General features: G+C 69.3%; 15 protein-coding genes and 1 riboswitch. Of the genes, 1 reads left to right on the top strand and 14 read right to left on the bottom strand.

Annotated features, from left to right (window positions below):
• Positions 1-2: 2 nt before the first annotated feature.
• From cobO to cbiE, 6 genes are read right to left on the bottom strand one after another with little or no spacing between them, the layout of a single operon-like run.
• Positions 3-632 carry a cob(I)yrinic acid a,c-diamide adenosyltransferase gene (gene cobO / locus HHL27_RS20145; RefSeq protein ID WP_169495191.1) on the bottom strand — a complete coding sequence of 210 codons (630 nt, stop codon included), beginning with the start codon at positions 630-632 and terminating at the stop codon, positions 3-5.
• The gene (cobF, locus tag HHL27_RS20140; protein WP_169495190.1) at positions 619-1386 is read right to left on the bottom strand and encodes a precorrin-6A synthase (deacetylating); all 768 of its coding nucleotides are present in this window, start codon (positions 1384-1386) and stop codon (positions 619-621) included. The genes cobO and cobF overlap by 14 nt, the downstream gene beginning before the upstream one ends.
• Positions 1383-2711, bottom strand: coding sequence for a cobyrinic acid a,c-diamide synthase CobB (locus HHL27_RS20135; protein WP_169495189.1), 1329 nt, complete (start codon positions 2709-2711; stop codon positions 1383-1385). The genes cobF and HHL27_RS20135 overlap by 4 nt, the downstream gene beginning before the upstream one ends.
• Complete coding sequence (gene cobM, locus HHL27_RS20130) at positions 2708-3493, bottom strand: precorrin-4 C(11)-methyltransferase (protein WP_169495188.1); 786 nt, start codon at positions 3491-3493, stop codon at positions 2708-2710. Before cobM ends, HHL27_RS20135 begins: the two co-directional genes overlap by 4 nt.
• A complete protein-coding gene (locus tag HHL27_RS20125; protein ID WP_169495230.1) occupies positions 3490-3855 on the bottom strand; it encodes a cobalamin biosynthesis protein in 366 nt (121 codons plus the stop codon). Before HHL27_RS20125 ends, cobM begins: the two co-directional genes overlap by 4 nt.
• On the bottom strand, positions 3852-5060 hold the full coding sequence (cbiE, locus tag HHL27_RS20120) for a precorrin-6y C5,15-methyltransferase (decarboxylating) subunit CbiE (RefSeq protein WP_206069743.1): 1209 nt from the start codon (positions 5058-5060) through the stop codon (positions 3852-3854). Before cbiE ends, HHL27_RS20125 begins: the two co-directional genes overlap by 4 nt.
• Here cbiE and HHL27_RS20115 point away from each other — a divergent pair.
• Positions 5059-5820: a cobalt-precorrin-6A reductase gene (locus HHL27_RS20115; RefSeq protein ID WP_169495186.1), complete on the top strand. Its 762-nt coding sequence runs from the start codon at positions 5059-5061 to the stop codon at positions 5818-5820. The two genes, cbiE and HHL27_RS20115, sit on opposite strands and share 2 nt — an antisense overlap.
• On the opposite strand, the gene cobJ is transcribed toward HHL27_RS20115, so the two are convergent.
• The 8 genes from cobJ to HHL27_RS20075 all read right to left on the bottom strand — a co-directional run bounded on the left by cobJ (position 5784) and on the right by HHL27_RS20075 (position 16896).
• Complete coding sequence (gene cobJ, locus HHL27_RS20110) at positions 5784-6560, bottom strand: precorrin-3B C(17)-methyltransferase (RefSeq protein WP_169495185.1); 777 nt, start codon at positions 6558-6560, stop codon at positions 5784-5786. The genes HHL27_RS20115 and cobJ overlap by 37 nt on opposite strands.
• Entirely contained in the window at positions 6557-7282 is a 726-nt protein-coding gene (cobI, locus tag HHL27_RS20105) for a precorrin-2 C(20)-methyltransferase (protein WP_206069742.1), read from the bottom strand. Before cobI ends, cobJ begins: the two co-directional genes overlap by 4 nt.
• An 8-nt stretch (positions 7283-7290) precedes the next feature.
• Positions 7291-7920 carry a precorrin-8X methylmutase gene (locus tag HHL27_RS20100; RefSeq protein ID WP_169495183.1) on the bottom strand — a complete coding sequence of 210 codons (630 nt, stop codon included), beginning with the start codon at positions 7918-7920 and terminating at the stop codon, positions 7291-7293.
• Positions 7920-9050 (bottom strand): cobalamin biosynthesis protein CobG, encoded by a 1131-nt coding sequence (locus HHL27_RS20095; RefSeq protein WP_169495182.1) that lies wholly within the window; start codon positions 9048-9050, stop codon positions 7920-7922. The genes HHL27_RS20100 and HHL27_RS20095 overlap by 1 nt, the downstream gene beginning before the upstream one ends.
• Complete coding sequence (gene cobN / locus HHL27_RS20090) at positions 9047-12328, bottom strand: cobaltochelatase subunit CobN (protein ID WP_169495181.1); 3282 nt, start codon at positions 12326-12328, stop codon at positions 9047-9049. The genes HHL27_RS20095 and cobN overlap by 4 nt, the downstream gene beginning before the upstream one ends.
• Before the next feature lie 10 nt (positions 12329-12338).
• Positions 12339-13376, bottom strand: a complete 1038-nt coding sequence (gene cobW, locus HHL27_RS20085; RefSeq protein ID WP_169495180.1) for a cobalamin biosynthesis protein CobW — start codon at positions 13374-13376, stop codon at positions 12339-12341.
• A 184-nt stretch (positions 13377-13560) separates the two neighbouring features.
• A riboswitch (cobalamin riboswitch) is annotated at positions 13561-13786 on the bottom strand.
• A 69-nt stretch (positions 13787-13855) separates the two neighbouring features.
• The gene (locus HHL27_RS20080) at positions 13856-14920 is read right to left on the bottom strand and encodes a HoxN/HupN/NixA family nickel/cobalt transporter (protein WP_169495179.1); all 1065 of its coding nucleotides are present in this window, start codon (positions 14918-14920) and stop codon (positions 13856-13858) included.
• Complete coding sequence (locus HHL27_RS20075) at positions 14920-16896, bottom strand: TonB-dependent receptor (RefSeq protein WP_420874086.1); 1977 nt, start codon at positions 16894-16896, stop codon at positions 14920-14922. Before HHL27_RS20075 ends, HHL27_RS20080 begins: the two co-directional genes overlap by 1 nt.
• Positions 16897-16918: the final 22 nt, after the last annotated feature.

The raw sequence follows: 16918 nt of genomic DNA, 5'->3' as shown, positions 1-16918 counted from the left end.
GATCAAAACTCGATGCCTGCCTGCGCTTTCACGCCCGACCGGAACGGGTGCTTCACCATCGTCATCTCGGTGACGAGGTCGGCAGCTTCCATCAGCGCATCGGGCGCATTGCGGCCGGTGACGATCACGTGCTTCATCTCGGCCTTGGCGGTCAGCACCTCCAGCACTTCGTCGAGCGGCAGGTAATCGTAGCGGAGCACGATGTTCAGCTCGTCGGCCAGCACCATGTGGTAGGCCGGGTCCGCGATCATGCGCTTCACTTCTTCCCACGCGGCGCGGGCAGAGGCGATGTCGCGCGAACGGTCCTGCGTGTTCCAGGTGAAGCCTTCACCCATCGGCCGGAACTCCACGTTGTCGGGAAAGGCGTCGAACACCGCCTTTTCGCCGGTGACCATCGCCCCTTTCACGAACTGGACGACGCCGACCTTCATGCCGTGACCGATCGCGCGCACCACCATGCCCAGCGCGGCGCTGGTCTTGCCCTTGCCCTTGCCGGTGTGGACGATCAGCAGGCCCTTTTCGCGGGTCTTGTTGGCCATGATCGTTTCGCGCGCGGCCTGCTTCTTGCGCATCTTGTCGGCGTGGCGGGCGTCGCCGGCCACGGCCTGCGGTGCGGCATCAACGGTTTCCATCAGCCTGTTCCTTTCGCATCAGATAGACGTCCATGATCCAGCCGTGCCGGGCGCGCAGCGCGGCCCGGCGCGTGGCGATACGCGGTGCGGCTTCGGCCAGCGATCCGTGCTCCAGCGCCTCGTGCGCCATGCCGAGGTAGGCCCCCCACCAGATCGAGATACCTTCGGGGTTCAGCACCTCGAAGGCGCATCCGCTGTCGAGCATGACCACGATCGTGTCCGCATCGGCGGGCCAGCCGTGGGCGCGAAGCGCGCGGCCGGTCGTCACGGTAACAGGGCCGGCCAGCGGGTTCAGCGGGATGGCATGGGCCGCCGTCAGGGCCTGGATGCTGGTGATGCCGGGCACGACCCGGACGGCCACGTCCATGCCGGCGCGCGTCAGCCGCCCGGCAATGCGCAGCGTGCTGTCGTAGAGCGAAGGATCGCCCCACACCAACAGCGCGACCCGGCCGCCCTGTGGCAGATGCAGCCCGATCTGGTCGCGCCAGACGGACGCGATGGCGTCGTGCCATGCGTTGACGGCTTGCGCGTAATCCCCTTCCGCATCGCGGACCGGCATATCGAACTCGGCGATCTGGACCGGACGCGCGAGGACCGCTGCGCAGATCGTGCGGCGCAAGTCGGCCAGATCGGACTTTGCGCTGCCTTTGCGCGGCAGCAGGATCAGGTCAGCCTCGTTCAGCACGCGGCTGGCCTGCGCGGTCAGGTGGTCGGGATTACCGGTGCCGATGCCGATCAGGTCGAGCCGGATCATGCGGCACCACCGGCACCGCATGGCGCGATCATGTGGAAGAAGGTTCCCGTGACATGGCCGCGCCGCGATCCGGTCTCCGCAACCGCATCGCCGTTGGCATCGGTCACGCGGGCCAGCGGTTCGTCGCGCTGCGCCACGATGGTGGAATAGTGGAACTCGTGCCCGCGCAGGGCACTGCCTGTCGGAATGCCCGCGATGGGGGCCAGCAGCGTGGCATGGCGATAGCCGAGGTGCATCCGGCGCTGGGCATGGCTGGTTTCCAGCCCCAGCAGGCCCGCCATACGATGTCGCGTGCCCGCCTTGTCGACCAGCGCCTCGCCCAGCACCATGTAGCCGCCGCATTCGCCATGGACGGGCCGCGTCTCGGCATGGCGGCGCAGGCCCGCGAGGAACGTGGAGGCCGCCGCGATCGCCCCGGCGTGCAGCTCGGGATAGCCGCCGGGCAGCCACACCAGGTCCGCGTCGGTGGGCGGCGCCTGATCGGCCAGCGGGGAGAACGGCAGGATCTGCGCTCCGGCACGCCGCCAGCCTTCCAGAAGGTGCGGATAGAGGAACGAAAACGCGGCGTCCCGGGCAATGGCGATCCGCTGCGCCGGGGGGGCGGGCATCGGACCCGGTTCCGATGCGGCGGCGAGGGCCGCCCGGGCTGCATCGCGGATGGCCGCCAGATCGGCGTGTTCGCGCAGGAACGCGGCATATTCGGCCACCGCCCGCTCAAGGTCGGGATGCTCCATTGCCTGCACCAGGCCCAGATGGCGTTCGGGCAGGGCAAGGTCGCCGCGCCGGGGCAGGGCCCCCAGCACCGGCATGCCGATCGCCTCCAGCCCCTTGCGCACAAGGCTTTCGTGGCGCGGGCTGGCCACGCGGTTGAGGATGACCCCGGCAATCTGCAAGCGCGGATCGAAGTCGCGGAAGCCGAGCGCGGTGGCGGCGGCTGACTGCGCCTGCCCCGACGCATCGATCACCAGCACCACCGGCCAGCCCATGCGCCGGGCAAGGTCGGCGCTGGCGCCATTGCCGCTCGCGCCGGGCAGCGCCACGCCGTCGAACAGGCCCATCGACCCTTCGGCCAGGATCATGTCCGCGCCCGCCGCCTGCGTGGCGATGGCGGCGATCAGCGCCGGTTCCATCGCCCAGCTATCGAGGTTGAACGACGCGCGGCCGCAGGCAGCGCGGTGGAACGCGGGATCGATGTAGTCCGGCCCGCTCTTGAACGGCTGCACGGCAAGGCCATCCTCCACCAGCGCGCGCAACAGGCCGAGCATGACCGTGGTCTTGCCCGTGCCCGAAGCGGGCGCCGCAACCAGCAGGCCGGGAACGTTCATTCGGTCACGCCCATGAACCGCGAGGCTGCATCCTGCGGGCGGAACCGCCGGTCATAGCCGCGCGCGTATAGGCTGCTTTCGCCAAAGCCTTCGGCGGCCAGAACGCGGCCGACGAGGATCAGCGCCGTGCGTTCCATGCTGCCGGCGACGGCCTTTTCCACCGTGCCAAGCGTGGCGCGCACCACGCGTTCGTCGGGCCAGCTTGCGCGCCATACCACCGCAACCGGACAGTCCGCGCCATAGGCAGGGGTCAGATCGGCAACCACGGTGGCGAGGTTGTGGATCGAGAGGTGGATCGCCAGCGTCGCGCCGGTAACGGCGAAGTTGGCGAGGCTCTCTTGCGCCGGCATCGTGCTGGCGCGGCCGGGGGTGCGCGTCAGCACCAGCGACTGGCCCAGTTCGGGCAGCGTCAGTTCCGCTTCCAGCGTCGCGGCGGCGGCGGCGAAGGCCGGGACGCCGGGGGTGACGGTGAAGGGGATGTCGATTGCCCGCAGGCGGCGCAACTGTTCGCCCATCGCCGACCAGACAGACAGGTCGCCCGAATGCAGCCGCGCCACGTCGTGCCCTGCGGCATGGGCGTCGGCCATCTCCGCGATGATCTCGTCCAGCGCCATTGGCGCGGTGTTCACGATCCGCGCGCCCGGCGGGCAATGCGCCAGCACTGCCGCTGGAACCAGCGATCCTGCATAGAGACACACCGGGCTTGCCGCGATCAGGTCGCGGCCGCGCAGGGTGAGAAGGTCGGACGCGCCGGGGCCGGCGCCGATGAAGTGGACGGTCATGCGGAAAGTCCTTGGGCTATGGCGCATACGGCCATGCGGTCTGGGGAAATCTGGCGGGAGCACAGCAGTCGGGCGCGCGCGCCTGCGGCGGCGAGCGCGGCGGCTTCGGCCACGCTGCCGGTTCCGCGCGCCTTTCGGCTGGCGGCGGACCGGGTAGCCGTGGGGATGGCGCACAGCCGTTCCGCCTCCACCGCCAGCAGCGGCAGGCGCAAGGCTTCGGCCAGTGGCCGCAAGGCGGGGGCCTTGTCGCCGGCGGTGGCGAGGTGGGTCACATCGGGCAGGCCGGACTGGGCGAGCGCCAGCGCCGCGCGCAGCGATTCAATCGTCGCGCCCGAACGGAAGCCAAAGCCTGCCACGATCACAGCGTCACGCTCCACTGCACAACCGGATAGCGCGCCTTCCAGCCATGGCGGCTACCGATCGGCGCGGCGTCGGCCAGTTCCACCCGCAGCAGGCTGCCGCCTTTTGCGCCCTGCCAGTGGGTCAGCACCGCTTCGGATTCCAGAGTCACCGCGTTGGCCACCAGCCGGGTTCCTGCGGGCAGGCGCGCCCACAACATCTCCAGCAGGGCAGGGGACAGACCGCCGCCGATGAACACCGCATCGGGCGCGGGACCATCGGGAAGGCGCTCGGGCGCACGCGCTTCGATCACGCGCAACCGGTCTACGCCCAACGCCGCCGCGTTGACGCGTGCGCGGGCGGCGCGCACGGGATCGGCTTCCAGCGCGATGGCCGCGTTGGCCGGGTGCGACAGCAGCCATTCGATCCCGATCGAGCCGGACCCCGCGCCGATGTCCCACAGCGTTTCGCCCGCGCGCGGGGCCAGCGCCGACAGCGTCAGCGCGCGGATCGGGCGCTTGGTGATCTGGCCATCGGACGCGAACAGGTCGTCGGGCAGGCCTGAAGTCACGGGCAAGACTTCCCCTTCGCCCGCTGTCGCGATCCCCACGGCCACGGGATGCGCCACGTCGCGCAATGGCGGCGCATCGGCGCGGACGTGGCGTACCCGCGCGCGCGGTCCGCCCAGCGCTTCCATCACGTGCAGCCTCGAAGGACCGAAGCCAAGGTCGGTGAGGTAGGCGGCCAGATCGGCCACGGCCGCGCCATCGCGCAGAAGGGCGATGATCTGACGGCCAGGAGCAAGGTGTGGGCGCAGCCGTTGCAGCGGCGCGGCGTGCAGGCCCAGGCACATACTGTCCTGCAAGGCCCAGCCCAGCTCGGCTGCGGCCAGCGCAAAGGTCGATGGCGCGGCGTGCGCTTTCCATTCGTGGCGATCGAGGTGCTTCACGACGCTGCTTCCCCCGCCGAACCAGAACGGATCGCCGGAAACCAGCATGATCACGCGACGTCCGCGATGGGCCAGCAAGCGGGCGATTCCATCGGCGAAAGGCGCTGGCCATTCGATGGTCGGACACGTAAGCGCGGGCAGGAGCGACAGGTGGCGCGGAGGCCCCATCACCAGTTCGGCGTCGGCCAGCGCCGCGCGGCTGGCGGCGGACAGGCCATCGAGGCCGTCTTCGCCGATGCCAATGATCGTCAACCAGCCAGCAGGAACCGGATCAGCCATGCCAAACGTCCTTGTTCTGGGTGGCACCACCGAAGCCAGCGCGCTGGCCCGCCTTCTGGCCGGACATGGCATCGCCGCTACGCTCAGCTATGCTGGCCGCACCGAAAACCCGCGCGCGCAACCGGTGCCGGTGCGTGTCGGCGGGTTCGGCGGCGTGGACGGGCTTGCCGATCACTTGCGCCAAACGGGTGTGACCCATCTGGTCGACGCGACCCACCCGTTCGCCGCGACGATGAGCGTCAACGCCCTCGCGGCGGCCCGGCGCGCCAACGTGGCGCACATCGCGCTGACGCGTCCGGCGTGGCAGCCGGTGGAGGGGGATTGCTGGCGCAGCGTGGCCGATATCGACGCTGCCGTGGCCGCGCTTTCGGGCCCCGGCAGGCGCGTCCTGCTGGCGCTGGGGCGGATGCATGTCGCTGCCTTCGCCGCCCAGCCACAGCACCACTACCTGCTGCGCTTCGTGGATGCGCCGGAACAGACGCCGCCGCTGCCCCATCATGCGCTGGTGGTCGATCGCGGTCCGTTCACCGTCGCGGGCGATCGCGCCTTGCTGCAGCATCACGCCATCGACCTTGTCGTCAGCAAGAACGCGGGCGGCGCGGGCGCCGAAGCGAAACTCGTCGCCGCGCGCGAGCTGGGGTTGCCGGTGCTGATGATCGACCGCCCCCCCGTTCCCCAGCGGCACGAGGTCCATCGCCCGGAAGATGTGCTGGCGTGGCTGGGTCACGCGGCAGTCTCGGGCACGGAGCGGGGCGTATAGAGCACCGGCCCACCGGCGCGCGCGATTGTCCGGGTGCGGCTGGACCCGACGATGACCATCGTGCGCATGTCGGCCATGGCGGGCTCGGCCTTGTCGAGCGGCACGATGCGCAGCTCCTCGTCGGGCGTGGACACCGCGCGCGCGAACAGCACCGGGCGATCGTCACCGCAGGCCTCCTGCAATACGGCCAGCGCGCGTGCGAAGCCTTCGGGCCGCGATTTCGAGCGCGGGTTGTAGAACGCCATGGCGAAGTCGGCCTCGGCGGCCAGCCGCAGGCGCTTTTCGATCAGTGCCCACGGCTTCAGGTTGTCCGACAGGTTGATCGCGCAGAAATCGTGCCCCAGCGGCGCGCCGGCGCGGGCGCTGGCGGCCAGCATGGCGGTGATCCCCGGCAACACGCGGATGTCCACGTTCAGCCATTCGGGCGCGCCTGCCTCCAGCGCTTCGAACACGGCGGCAGCCATGGCGAAGACGCCGGGATCGCCTGACGATACCACCACAACCCTGCGGCCCTGCGCGGCAAGGTTCAGGGCCAGAGCCGCGCGGTCCAGCTCCACGCGGTTGTCCGATGGGTGGCGCACCAGCCCTTCGCGCGCGGCTACGCGTGCTACATAAGGGACATAGCCGATGACGTCGGTCGCCTCTGCTAGCGTCGCGGTGACTTCGGGCGTGATCAGCCCTTCGTCACCCGGTCCCAGCCCGGCGACGGCCAGCCAGCCGGTATCTGCGCCATCGCTCATGGACGACGCCCCTGTCCGTGGATCAGCAGGATCGAAAAGTAGGGCGTGACGTCGGTGGCCTGCGCCAGCGGCGTGACGCGCTGGGTCGGCATGGCGGCATATTCGACCAGCCATGCGGCCTGTTCGCGTCCTGCCGCCGCCACTGCCCGGCGCAGCTTGGGCAAGTTGCGGCCGATCTTCATCACCACCAGCGCATCGGTATCGCGGATGCGGCGGACGAGTTCCGCTTCGGGCAGGGTCGCCATCGCCACCGTCAGCACGTCGTCGCCCCAGGTGATCGGCATTCCGGTGGCGTTCCACGCGCCCGCCATGCCCGTGATGCCGGGCACGACCTCGACCGGCGCGATGTCTGCCAGCCGCGAATGCAGATGCATGAACGAGCCGTAGAAGAACGGGTCGCCCTCACACAGCACCACGATGTCCTCGCCCGCGCTCGCCAGCTGCGCCAGCCGCTCGGTGCATTCGGCATAGAACGCCGAAAGGCATTCGTTGTAGCGCGGATCGGACACGGGAATTTCGGTCGTTACCGGGTATTCCATCGCGATCTCGACGGCGTCGTCGCGCAACAACCCTTCAGCGATGCGGCGCGCCTGGCCGGGGCGTCCGGCCTTGCGGAAATAGGCGATATGGCGGGTTCCCCGCACCAGTCGGTCGGCGCGCACGCTCAACAGGTCGGGCGCACCGGGGCCGAGGCCGACGCCGTGGATGGTTCCCATCTGCATCGAGGCGCTCATTCCGCGTGGCTCGCCAGCGCGTTGACGGCGGCCACGGTGATCGCGCTTCCGCCGAGACGGCCCTCCACGATGCAGCAGGGAACGGGCTGCGCTTCCCACAATGCGGCCTTGGATTCCACCGCGCCGACAAAGCCCACCGGACAGCCGATGATCGCGGCGGGGCGCGGGCAATCGGGGTCTTCCATCATGTTCAGCAGGTGGAACAGCGCAGTCGGCGCATTGCCGATGGCGACCACGGCCCCGGCCAGATGCGGACGCCACAGTTCCAGCGCGGCGGCGGACCGGGTGTTGGCCATGGCTTGTGCCAGCGGGGGCACCTGCGGATCGTGCAGCGTGCACAGCACCGCGTTGTCGGCCGGCAGGCGCGGCCGGGTGATCCCTTCGGACACCATGCGCGCATCGCACAGGATCGGCGCGCCTGCGGCCAGCGCGGCGCGCGCCGCGTCGGCAAAGCCGGGCGAAAAGCGGATGTCCCGCGCCAGGTCCACCATGCCGGCGGCGTGGATCATCCGCACGGCGACCGGCTCCTCCGAAGCGGAAAAGCGGGTCAGGTCTGCTTCTGCGCGGATGGTGGCGAACGATTGGCGATAGATCGCCGCGCCACAGGTTTCATAGGCATGGGGCATCAGGCGACTCCAAAATGCGCAAGAACCGTGCAGGGTTCGAGATCGGTTCTTTCGGCGGCGGAACCGGCGCGGGCTTCGCGCGCCAGATCGAACCGGCCATCGCGGCCGGTGAGCGTGAAGGCGGTCGCGTGCGTGCAGGCACAGCCCTTGGCGCAGCCCGAAACGTGCAGCGAACCGGCGATGGCAGGCGCCAGCCGCCGCGCCAGATCGCGCGTGGCAACGCTGGCCTGCGCGCAGAACGGTGCGCCGGGGCAGGCATGCACGCGCAGCACCGGATCGGCCGGATCGTCGATCAGACCGGGGATGCCGCCTTGTCGCGCGCCTTCGATCACCAGCATGCGCCAGGGCGTCACGCGCAGGCCGGTGGCGGCCGGATCGGCCAGCGCTTGCGCCAGCACCGCCGCTTCCACCTGACCGAACGGTGCGCCCAGCGCCATGCCCAGTCGGACCGGGCCGGGCGTGATCGGAGCCTGGGGAGGCGCCGGCGGGATCGCCCCCGTGGCCCAATCGGGCAAGGGGGCGGCGTGTCTTTCCATGCGCCCGGACCGTGTTCCGCCGCTCATGTCGAACCAGTGCGCCAGCGCGACAAGCATCGGGGCCTCGTCGCCGGCGGAAGCGGCCACGCCGGTTTCGTGCCCTGCCGCGCGCAGGATCAGCCCGCCGCCCGCGCCCCGCTCGATGCGGAAGTCGCCTGCCTCGTCCAGCATCGCAGGGGCGGTCCCGGCGTCGATCACGAAGCCGACCTTTCCGGGCAATTCGGGCAATCGGTCGAGTTTCGCGGCAAGATCGCAGGCGATGCGGTGGCTGTCGTCGCCGTCGGTCCAGTCGGGCACCATCAGGACGTTGCGCCGCCGTTCCATCTGCGCATCGGCATCGACCAGTTCCAACGCCATCAGCTCGGCCACCAGTGCGCGCCAGCCGGCTTGGTCGACTCCGCGAATCTGGAAATTGGCCCGGCGCGAGACGTCGATAATGCCGTTGCCGAACCTGTCTGCCAGCGCGCACAACGCCAGCACCTGATCGCGCGCCAGTCGCGCCAGTCGGGGCTTGATGCGCACCAGCAGGCCGTCACCCGTTGCCATCGGGCGCCAGGCATCGGGGCACCAGCCCTTGACTACGAAGCCGCTCATGCGCCGTCCTCCGCTCCGGCGGACAATGGCAGGCTGGCCAGAATGGAATTGCGCCGCGTGGACCACAGCCCGGCGGCGTGAAGCGCGGCGAAGCGCGCTTCCATCGCCGCCAGCGCCGCGGGGTTCTCGCGCTTGAGGAAGGCGCACACGTCGTCCTGCCCCAGCGTGGCGTCGTGGTAGAGGTCGAACAGGTGCGGGGGCACGCTGCCCGAAAGATGGGCGAAGGCGGCCAGGTGATCGAGCGTGGCCGCCAGTTCGGCGCCCCCCCGAAAGCCGTGGCGCATCATCCCCGCGATCCAGCCGGGATGGGCGGCGCGCGCGCGCATCACGCGGGCGATTTCCTCGGTCAGGGCGCGGGCGACGGGTCGCGCGGGATCGCGGGTGTCGAGGTGATAGAGTGCCGCGCCGCCGCCGGTCACGGCCTGCGCGGCGGCAAATCCCGCTTCGTGCGCGGCGTAGTCCGCTGCCAGAAGCAGGTCCGTTTCCGCCAGATCCTGCACGTGGACGAACGCATCGGCCCGCGCCACGCGCTGGCGCAGGCCTTCGCCGTCGCGGCGTGGGTCCAGAGCGTCGAGCGCATGGTCCGACGCGGCCAGCCATGCCTCACCCGCCGCCTGGCGCGCCGCTTCGGTATAGACTTCCGCCGCCGCGCCCATGCCCAGCCCATAGCGACCCGGCTGCGGGCCATAGACGCGGGGCATCGCCTGCGTGTTAGCGAGCGAGTTCCATTCAGGATCCTCGTCGCGCTCGCACAGCGCGCGTACGGCCTGCCCGAACAGCACCGGCAATGTGGGGAAGGCGTCACGAAACAGGCCGGAGACCCGCAATGTCACGTCGATGCGCGGCCGGTCGAGCATGGCGAGGGGAAGTATCTCGATCCCGGTCACGCGCTCCGATGCGGGATCCCACATCGGTTTCGCGCCCAGCAGGTGCAGCGCCATGGCGAATTCCTCGCCGGCGGTCCGCATCGTGGCCGAACCCCACAGGTCCACCACCAGGCCGCGTGGATAGTCGCCGTGGTCCTGCAAGTGCCGGCGCACCAGCTCCTCGGCCAGCACCACGCCCTGCGCATGGGCAGAGCGCGACGGCACCGCGCGCGGATCGATGGCGTAGAGGTTGCGACCCGTCGGCAGCACATCGGTTCGCCCGCGATGGGGCGAGCCGGCAGGCCCGGCGGGGACGCGGCGCCCCGCCAGCGCGGCCAGAAGGCCCGCCCGCTCCGCCGCGCCCTGTTCGCCTCGTCCGAACACGTGGAGGCCATCGCCGAACTGGCTTTCCTTCACGTCGCACACGAACCGGTCGATGCGGGTGATCGCCTCGACCAGCGAGGTGGCCGTGTCGAGGCCCAGTTCCGCCTCCAGCCCCAGCGCCCGTGCTTCGTCGCGGATCGTGCCTTGCAGCCGGTCGCGCCGCGCAGGGTCCAGGCCGCCAGCATTGGAGAACTCGTCGAGCAGCGTCTCGATCCGCGCCAGTCCCGCGCCGTGCGCGGTGGGGGTCAGCGGTGGTGGCGCGTGGCCCAGCGTGACAGCGCCGATGCGCCGCTTGGCTTGCGCAGCTTCGCCCGGATCGTTGACGATGAAGGGGTAGATCACCGGCAGTCCTGCCGTCAGCGCTTCGGGCCAGCAGCCGTCCGACAGCGCCACGGCTTTGCCCGGCAGCCATTCCAGCGTGCCATGCGCGCCGACGTGGACCATCGCGTTGATGCCTTGCGCCCGGAGCCACAGGTAGAACGCGACATAGCCGTGACGCGGGCAGAGGCCGACGTCGTGATAGGTGCCGTCGCGGTCGGCCACGGCCCCGCGCTCGGGTTGCAGCGCCACCAGCGCGTTGCCGACAGACACGGCGGAAAAGCGGAACGCGCCTTCGACCACGGCGGGATCGTCCTCCGGCTCGCCCCAATTTTCCCGCAGTGCGGTGCGCAAGGCTTCGGGCAGCATGGCCAGCGCGTCGCGGTAGGCGGCGAGCGGCCAGTTCAGGCTTTCGTTCGCCAGCGCGGCGACAAGATCGGGCACCGCGCCGGTGATGAAGCCTGCTTCCGCCATGTCGCTCAGGATCGCTTCGGCAGAGGCGAGCGCATCCAGCCCCACGGCGTGCGCCATCAGGTGGGGCTTGCCCGGGTAGGTCGACAGCACCAGCGCCGCGCGCCGTTCTGCCGCAGGCTTGCCGGCCAAGGCGATCCATCCCGCTACGCGCCCTACGATCCCCGCGATCCGCTCGCCATCGGCGCTGTGGCGGTTCTGGGCAAAGCCCAGTGCCGGATCGTGCAGGGCCGCTTCCTTGAAGCTGGCGACGCCAGCAAACACGCGGCCGTCGATTTCCGGCAGCACCACGTGCATCGCAAGGTCCGCCGGCGAAAGTCCGCGAGACGCGGCGGTCCATCCCGCGCGCGATCCGGTCGCCAGCGCCACTTGGAAAACCGGGGTGCCCGCCGCATCGAGTGGGCTATGGCCCTGTTCATCGCGCGCCGAAAAGGCGGTGGCGTTGACGATCGCGGCGGGGGCCAGCGCGCGTACCCAGCCATCGACCTGCGCGCGCGCCTGCGGCTCCTTGAGCGAAGGCACGAACAGCGACAGCGTGGAAAGGCCGGCCTTTTCGAAGCCCCTGTGCAGCGCCACGAACGGATCGAGATCGTGTGCGGCGAGATACGACCGGTAGAACACGATCAGCACCAGCGGGCGCGCGGCATCCAGCGCCGTCGCCAGCGGGTCGCACAGGCCCCGATCGGGATGCCAGCCACCCGCCACGGGAAAGGCGGCGCTGCTGTCCATCGTCGACACGGCGAGCCCTGCAGCATCGGCCAGCAAGGACAGCGTGGCCTGTGCTGCCTCCGCGCCGCCCGTTTCACACAACCGGTCCAGTTCGCGCAGGGTTGCGACGGGAACCGTCGATGCCGCATCCAGCCGTCGATCGGGTCGTCCGTCGCCCGGCAGCACCGCCAGCGCGATCCCGCGCGAGCGCGCCAGTGCTTCGACCTGCTGCAGGCCGTAGCTCCAGTATGGGGTGCCGCCGATCAGCCTGATCAGGATGCCCTTGGTGCCGCTCAGCGTGCGCTCGACGTACGTGTCGACCGACAAGGGGTGCGTCAGCGCGCCCAGGTTGGCGAGGCGCAGCGTCGGGAATGCCGGGTCCGCCAACCGCGCCCGATGCCAGCCGCCCGCGAACGCGCCAAGGTCGCTGTCGGAGAACGACAGCACCACCAGGTCCGCAGGCTCCTGCCCCAGATCCTGCGGGATGGAGGTTTCCTCCATCCCGTGCGTTTCGCGGAAGATGACGTGCATAGCGCGGAGCTCAGCGGATGAGAACGGCCTCGATGGCGGCCACGTCCACATGGTCGCGCTCGGCGATCGCGACCAGCGTGGTGCGACGGGTTTCATCCGCGCGCCAGGGGCGATCGTACTGATGCCGCACGCGCGACCCAACCGCCTGCACCAGCAGTCGCATCGGCTTGCCCGTCACGGCGGCATGGCCCTTCACGCGCAGGATGCGGTGATCGCGCGCCAGTGTTTCGATCCGGGCGACGAGGTCGGCCGGATCGGAAATCTCGCCCAGCGTGACCACCGTGCTGTCGAAATCGTCGTGCTCGTGATCGTCCTCGCCGTCGTGGTGCGAGGGCCGCGCGTCGATGTCATCTTCGGCGGCGGCATCAAGGCCGAGGATCACGCGCGGATCGACCACACCGTCGACCAGTTCGATCACCGGCACGGGGCGGGGGGCCTCTGCCGCGATCACCGCGCGCGCGGCAGCGACGCCCTCCGGCCCCGCCAGGTCCACCTTGGTCAGCAGGACCATGTCGGCGCAGGCGAGCTGGTCCTCGAACACTTCGGACAGCGGGGTTTCGTGATCGATGCCCGGATCGGCCGCGCGCTGCGCGTCCAGCGCCGCCACATCAGGCGCGAACCGCCCCTCGGCCACGGCTTCCGCATCGGCCAGCGCCAGCACGCCGTCGACCGTGATCCGGCTGCGGATCGCAGGCCAGTCGAAGGCCTTGAGCAGCGGCTTGGGCAAGGCCAGCCCCGATGTTTCGATCAGGATGTGATCGGGACGCGGATCGAGCGCGAGCAGCTTTTCCACGGTGGGGATGAAATCGTCCGCCACGGTGCAGCAGATGCAGCCGTTGGCCAGTTCGACGATGTTTTCGGCCGGGCAATCGGGAATGGCGCACGACTGGAGGATGTCGCCGTCCACGCCCAGCGTGCCGAATTCGTTGACCACCACGGCCAGCCTGCGCCCCCCGGCATTGCGGATCAGGTGGCTGATGAGCGTGGTCTTCCCAGCGCCGAGAAAGCCGGTGACGATGGTGACGGGCACCTTCGAAAGATCGGACACGTACAACTCTCCCGCGCGCCAGAGCGAGACAGGGCGGGGCTTGCCGGACAGGTCCGGTGGATGCGCGACGACGGGCGGGCGCGACGATGCGCCCGTGACCACGCAACCCGTGCAGCCCCAGCCACACAGCTTCGTCGCTCAGACGGAGAGTTACCGTGCCGTGACCATCCCCTGGACCAAGGCAAGAGCGACCAGAGCGCCGGCAGGTCTCCTGGCTCGCGGGTCACAGCTTGATGCACACCTTCCCAGACCGGCGCCTGCGCCGTCCAGTGGCTGCCCCTCGAAGGAGGCCAGTGCATCGCGCTATCCGCTTACAGTTGCAGGGACAGCCGCGGATTTGGGAAGGTTCGCTTCCCGCACCGCATTCCCGATTAAGCCCGTTTCCGGGCACCGGCGCGATCATGTGAAGGTCAGGCCAAGGCCATGCCTTCACGGGGCGATCTAGCGGGGGATCGCGGCCGATGCAATCACCTCGCAAGCTAAGGCGTCGTCGAAACCTCTATTTCGTCCAGCCGCTTCCAGCGATAGATGGCGAAGCTGGCCACCCAGCAGGCCACGAACAGGGCGATGATGGCAAAGCCAAGGCTGTTGAAATGCGTGCCCAGATCGGCGGCGAAGCTCCATGGCCAACCGGTCAGCGCAAACCTGCTGCCGATCAGCGCGATTGTTTCGATGCCGCCGATCACGATCGCGACCGCTGCGGAAATCAGCGTGATGGTGATGTTGTAGTACAGCTTGCGGATCGGTTTCACGAACGCCCACTCATAAGCTCCGAGCATGACCACGCCGTCGACCGTGTCGATCAGCGCCATGCCGGCGGCGAACAGCGCGGGCAGCACCAGAATGGTCGCAATGGAAAGGCCGTTGGCCGCCTGGCTGGCCGACATGCCAAGGATGGCGACTTCGGTCGCGGTATCGAACCCCAGCCCGAACAGGAACCCCAGCGGGGCCATGTGCCATGGCTTTGCCACCAGCCGGAACAGGCGTCCGAACACGCGCGACAGCACGCCGCGCGATCCGGTCAGGATGTCCAGATCCTCCTCGACGTAGGTTCCCCCGGCGCGGACGTGCCGGAACGTCCGCCAGACCGAGCGCAGGATCACGAGGTTCATCGCCGCGATGGTGAATAGGAACAGGGCGGAGGCCGATGTCGCGATCAGCGCGCCGATGTCCTTGAAGGCGCTGAACTGCGCCAATGCGGTGGTGGTCAGCGCAATGGTGGTCGATGCCACGGCGATGATCGCGGAGTGCCCGATGGCGAACCAGAACCCGACCGAGATCGGGCGCTGGCCCTGCTGCATCAGCTTGCGGGTGACGTTGTCGATCGCCGCGATGTGGTCGGCGTCGACCGCATGGCGCAGGCCCAGCCCCCAGGCCAGCAGCGCCGTGCCGAGCATCAGCGGCTGTGCATGAAACAGGCTGAACGCCCACATCCACGCCAGCAGATTGGCGCCGACCAGCCCGGCAAACAGCCAGCCGATCCTGCGGCGAAGGGAAGGGGTGGAAGCCGGAGCGCGGTCGCGCGGCTTGAGAAGCGCGGCCATCAGAAGTTGACCTTTGCGCCAAAGCGCAGCGTTCGCGGTTCCACCACGCGGCTCAATCGACCGGCCGCAGGGCCATCGGCATCAAAGGCCGGGATATAGGATTCGTAGTAGTAGGCGATGTCCTTGTCCTTGCTGGCCAGCACGTTGAGCACTTCGCCGTAAAGCTCGATGCGTTTGCCGGTCCATGCGGCGCGGGCATTGACCACCGTGCTGCCGCGATCGCGGATGCTGTTGTCCTCGATCAGCGGCGAAGGCCCGAGGTGGCGGACCCGTACGCTGGCCTTCCAGGGGTCAAGGATCACGGCCACGCCCGCCGACGCGGCGCTTTCAAAGGCATTGGGGATGTGGTCGCCGTTGTCGTAGCGCGCATGGCTGATGGTGTAGTTGCCATCCAGCGCAAGCCATGGAAGCGCCCGCCAGAAGGCCGTGGCCTCATACCCTTTGCGGCGGCTGGCCCCCGACGGTTCCACAGCGTTGGAATCGCCGACGAAGCGGAGTTCGCTGTCCACGCCCAGCCACCAACGGGTCAGTGTCAGCGTTACGCCGGAAAACTGCGCCCGCGCGCCCAGTTCGCGACCCGATCCGCGTACCAGCGCCGGAACCGGCGTTGTCGCGTTGACGGTGCCGCGCACGTCGTTGGAGTGAAAGCCACGCCCCCAGTTGCCATAGACTTCCAGATGCGGTGTCACGACCCAGGACACGGACGCCTTGGGCGAGACCAGGAATGCCGATCCATCCCCCTGGCCCAGCGCCGCCGCGGCGGCATCGCGCGCCTTGATGGAATAGCGGTAGTAGTCGCCACGCAGGCCGCCCGTCAGACGCAGTCCGGCGAGCGGTGCCCAGGTCGCTTCGCCATAGAGCGCGGTCGACAGTTCCTTGACCCGGTAGTGGCCCAGCGATGCCAGGAAGCGCCGGTCGACCGTCCGGTTCACGCCGACGTTGCCGATCGCATCGTACCGGCTCTCGATGCCGGTCGACAGCGTCAGCGCGGGGCCGATCGACCAGTTCTTCTGTGCGGTAAGCCCCATGACCCAGCGCCGGTCGAATTGCGCGATCTGCGCGCTGGTCCCGTCGGGATCGGCATAAGTCGGGTTGGAGAACATCGACCAGTCGTAGAACTGGGCATAGGCGTTGGCGTGCCAGGTCGGCTGCTGCACCGCGATGTTGCCGATCAGGCGCGTGGTTTCGCCCCGCGCGGATGGATCGGGCGAGCAGAAGGCGTCGGGGCAGAGCGGCGTGCCGATGATGCGCTCGGGGATCTGCTCGGTCGGCCGCCAGGTGGCGCGATAGGCGTGCAGCGATGCTTCTAGCGTTCCCTTGCCTGCCGGCGCTCGATACTTGGCGAAGCCGGCATAGTGGCGCAGCCGCTCGGGCTCCTGCCACGGTCCGTCATAGATCTTGGCCTGTCCCACCAGCGTCAGGTCGCCTGCGCCCAGATGGTGCATGGTTCCGCCCGCCGCCAGCCTGCGCCAGCCATACGATCCGCTTTCAAACGAGGCCCAAGGCCTGTCGTAGCCGTCAACGGTGGCCATGTATGCGGCTCCGGCCAGCGCGAGATCACCGCCATCGGCGCGATAGGGGCCTTTGCCGAAGTCCTCGCGCGCGACGACTTCGGGAATCAGGCCGTTGAGATCGAGATAGCCTTGCCCATGCCCGTGCGTGCGAAAGTTCATCTGCACGCCGTCGATATAGGTGGTGAAGTCCGATCCGTGGTCGAGGTTGAAGCCGCGCAGGAAGTACTGGTTGGCCTTGCCGCTGCCGGAATGCTGCGCGGCGACCATGCCGGGCACTGCCTCCAACAGTTCGGCCACGCGCAGCAGCGGGCGCACGAGCAGGTCGGCCCCGCCGACGCTGCCTTCGCTGGCGGCATGGGCGGTGCCGATCATGGTTTCGCCGCGTCCGAACACGACGATGCCGGTGGCTGCCGCGTCGTCTTCGGCTGCGTTGGCAAGGCATGGCGTGGTGCAAAGGGACAGCGCCAGCGCGCTGGCGGGAAGA

It is taken from the genome of Novosphingobium olei, assembly GCF_012927405.1.
Lineage (GTDB): Bacteria > Pseudomonadota > Alphaproteobacteria > Sphingomonadales > Sphingomonadaceae > Novosphingobium > Novosphingobium olei.
The sequence above is the reverse complement of the archived record's forward strand: the minus strand, read 5'-3'. Positions and strand labels throughout refer to the sequence as shown.

Bases quoted from the DNA above. Each gene is read 5' to 3' on its own strand.
- cobO (WP_169495191.1), bottom strand. From the start codon at position 632: ATGGAAACCGTTGATGCCGCACCGCAGGCCGTGGCCGGCGACGCCCGC.
- cobF (WP_169495190.1), bottom strand. From the start codon at position 1,386: ATGATCCGGCTCGACCTGATCGGCATCGGCACCGGTAATCCCGACCAC.
- HHL27_RS20135 (WP_169495189.1), bottom strand. From the start codon at position 2,711: ATGAACGTTCCCGGCCTGCTGGTTGCGGCGCCCGCTTCGGGCACGGGC.
- cobM (WP_169495188.1), bottom strand. From the start codon at position 3,493: ATGACCGTCCACTTCATCGGCGCCGGCCCCGGCGCGTCCGACCTTCTC.
- HHL27_RS20115 (WP_169495186.1), top strand. From the start codon at position 5,059: ATGCCAAACGTCCTTGTTCTGGGTGGCACCACCGAAGCCAGCGCGCTG.
- cbiE (WP_206069743.1), bottom strand. From the start codon at position 5,060: ATGGCTGATCCGGTTCCTGCTGGCTGGTTGACGATCATTGGCATCGGC.
- cobJ (WP_169495185.1), bottom strand. From the start codon at position 6,560: ATGAGCGATGGCGCAGATACCGGCTGGCTGGCCGTCGCCGGGCTGGGA.
- cobI (WP_206069742.1), bottom strand. From the start codon at position 7,282: ATGCAGATGGGAACCATCCACGGCGTCGGCCTCGGCCCCGGTGCGCCC.
- HHL27_RS20100 (WP_169495183.1), bottom strand. From the start codon at position 7,920: ATGCCCCATGCCTATGAAACCTGTGGCGCGGCGATCTATCGCCAATCG.
- HHL27_RS20095 (WP_169495182.1), bottom strand. From the start codon at position 9,050: ATGAGCGGCTTCGTAGTCAAGGGCTGGTGCCCCGATGCCTGGCGCCCG.
- cobN (WP_169495181.1), bottom strand. From the start codon at position 12,328: ATGCACGTCATCTTCCGCGAAACGCACGGGATGGAGGAAACCTCCATC.
- HHL27_RS20080 (WP_169495179.1), bottom strand. From the start codon at position 14,920: ATGGCCGCGCTTCTCAAGCCGCGCGACCGCGCTCCGGCTTCCACCCCT.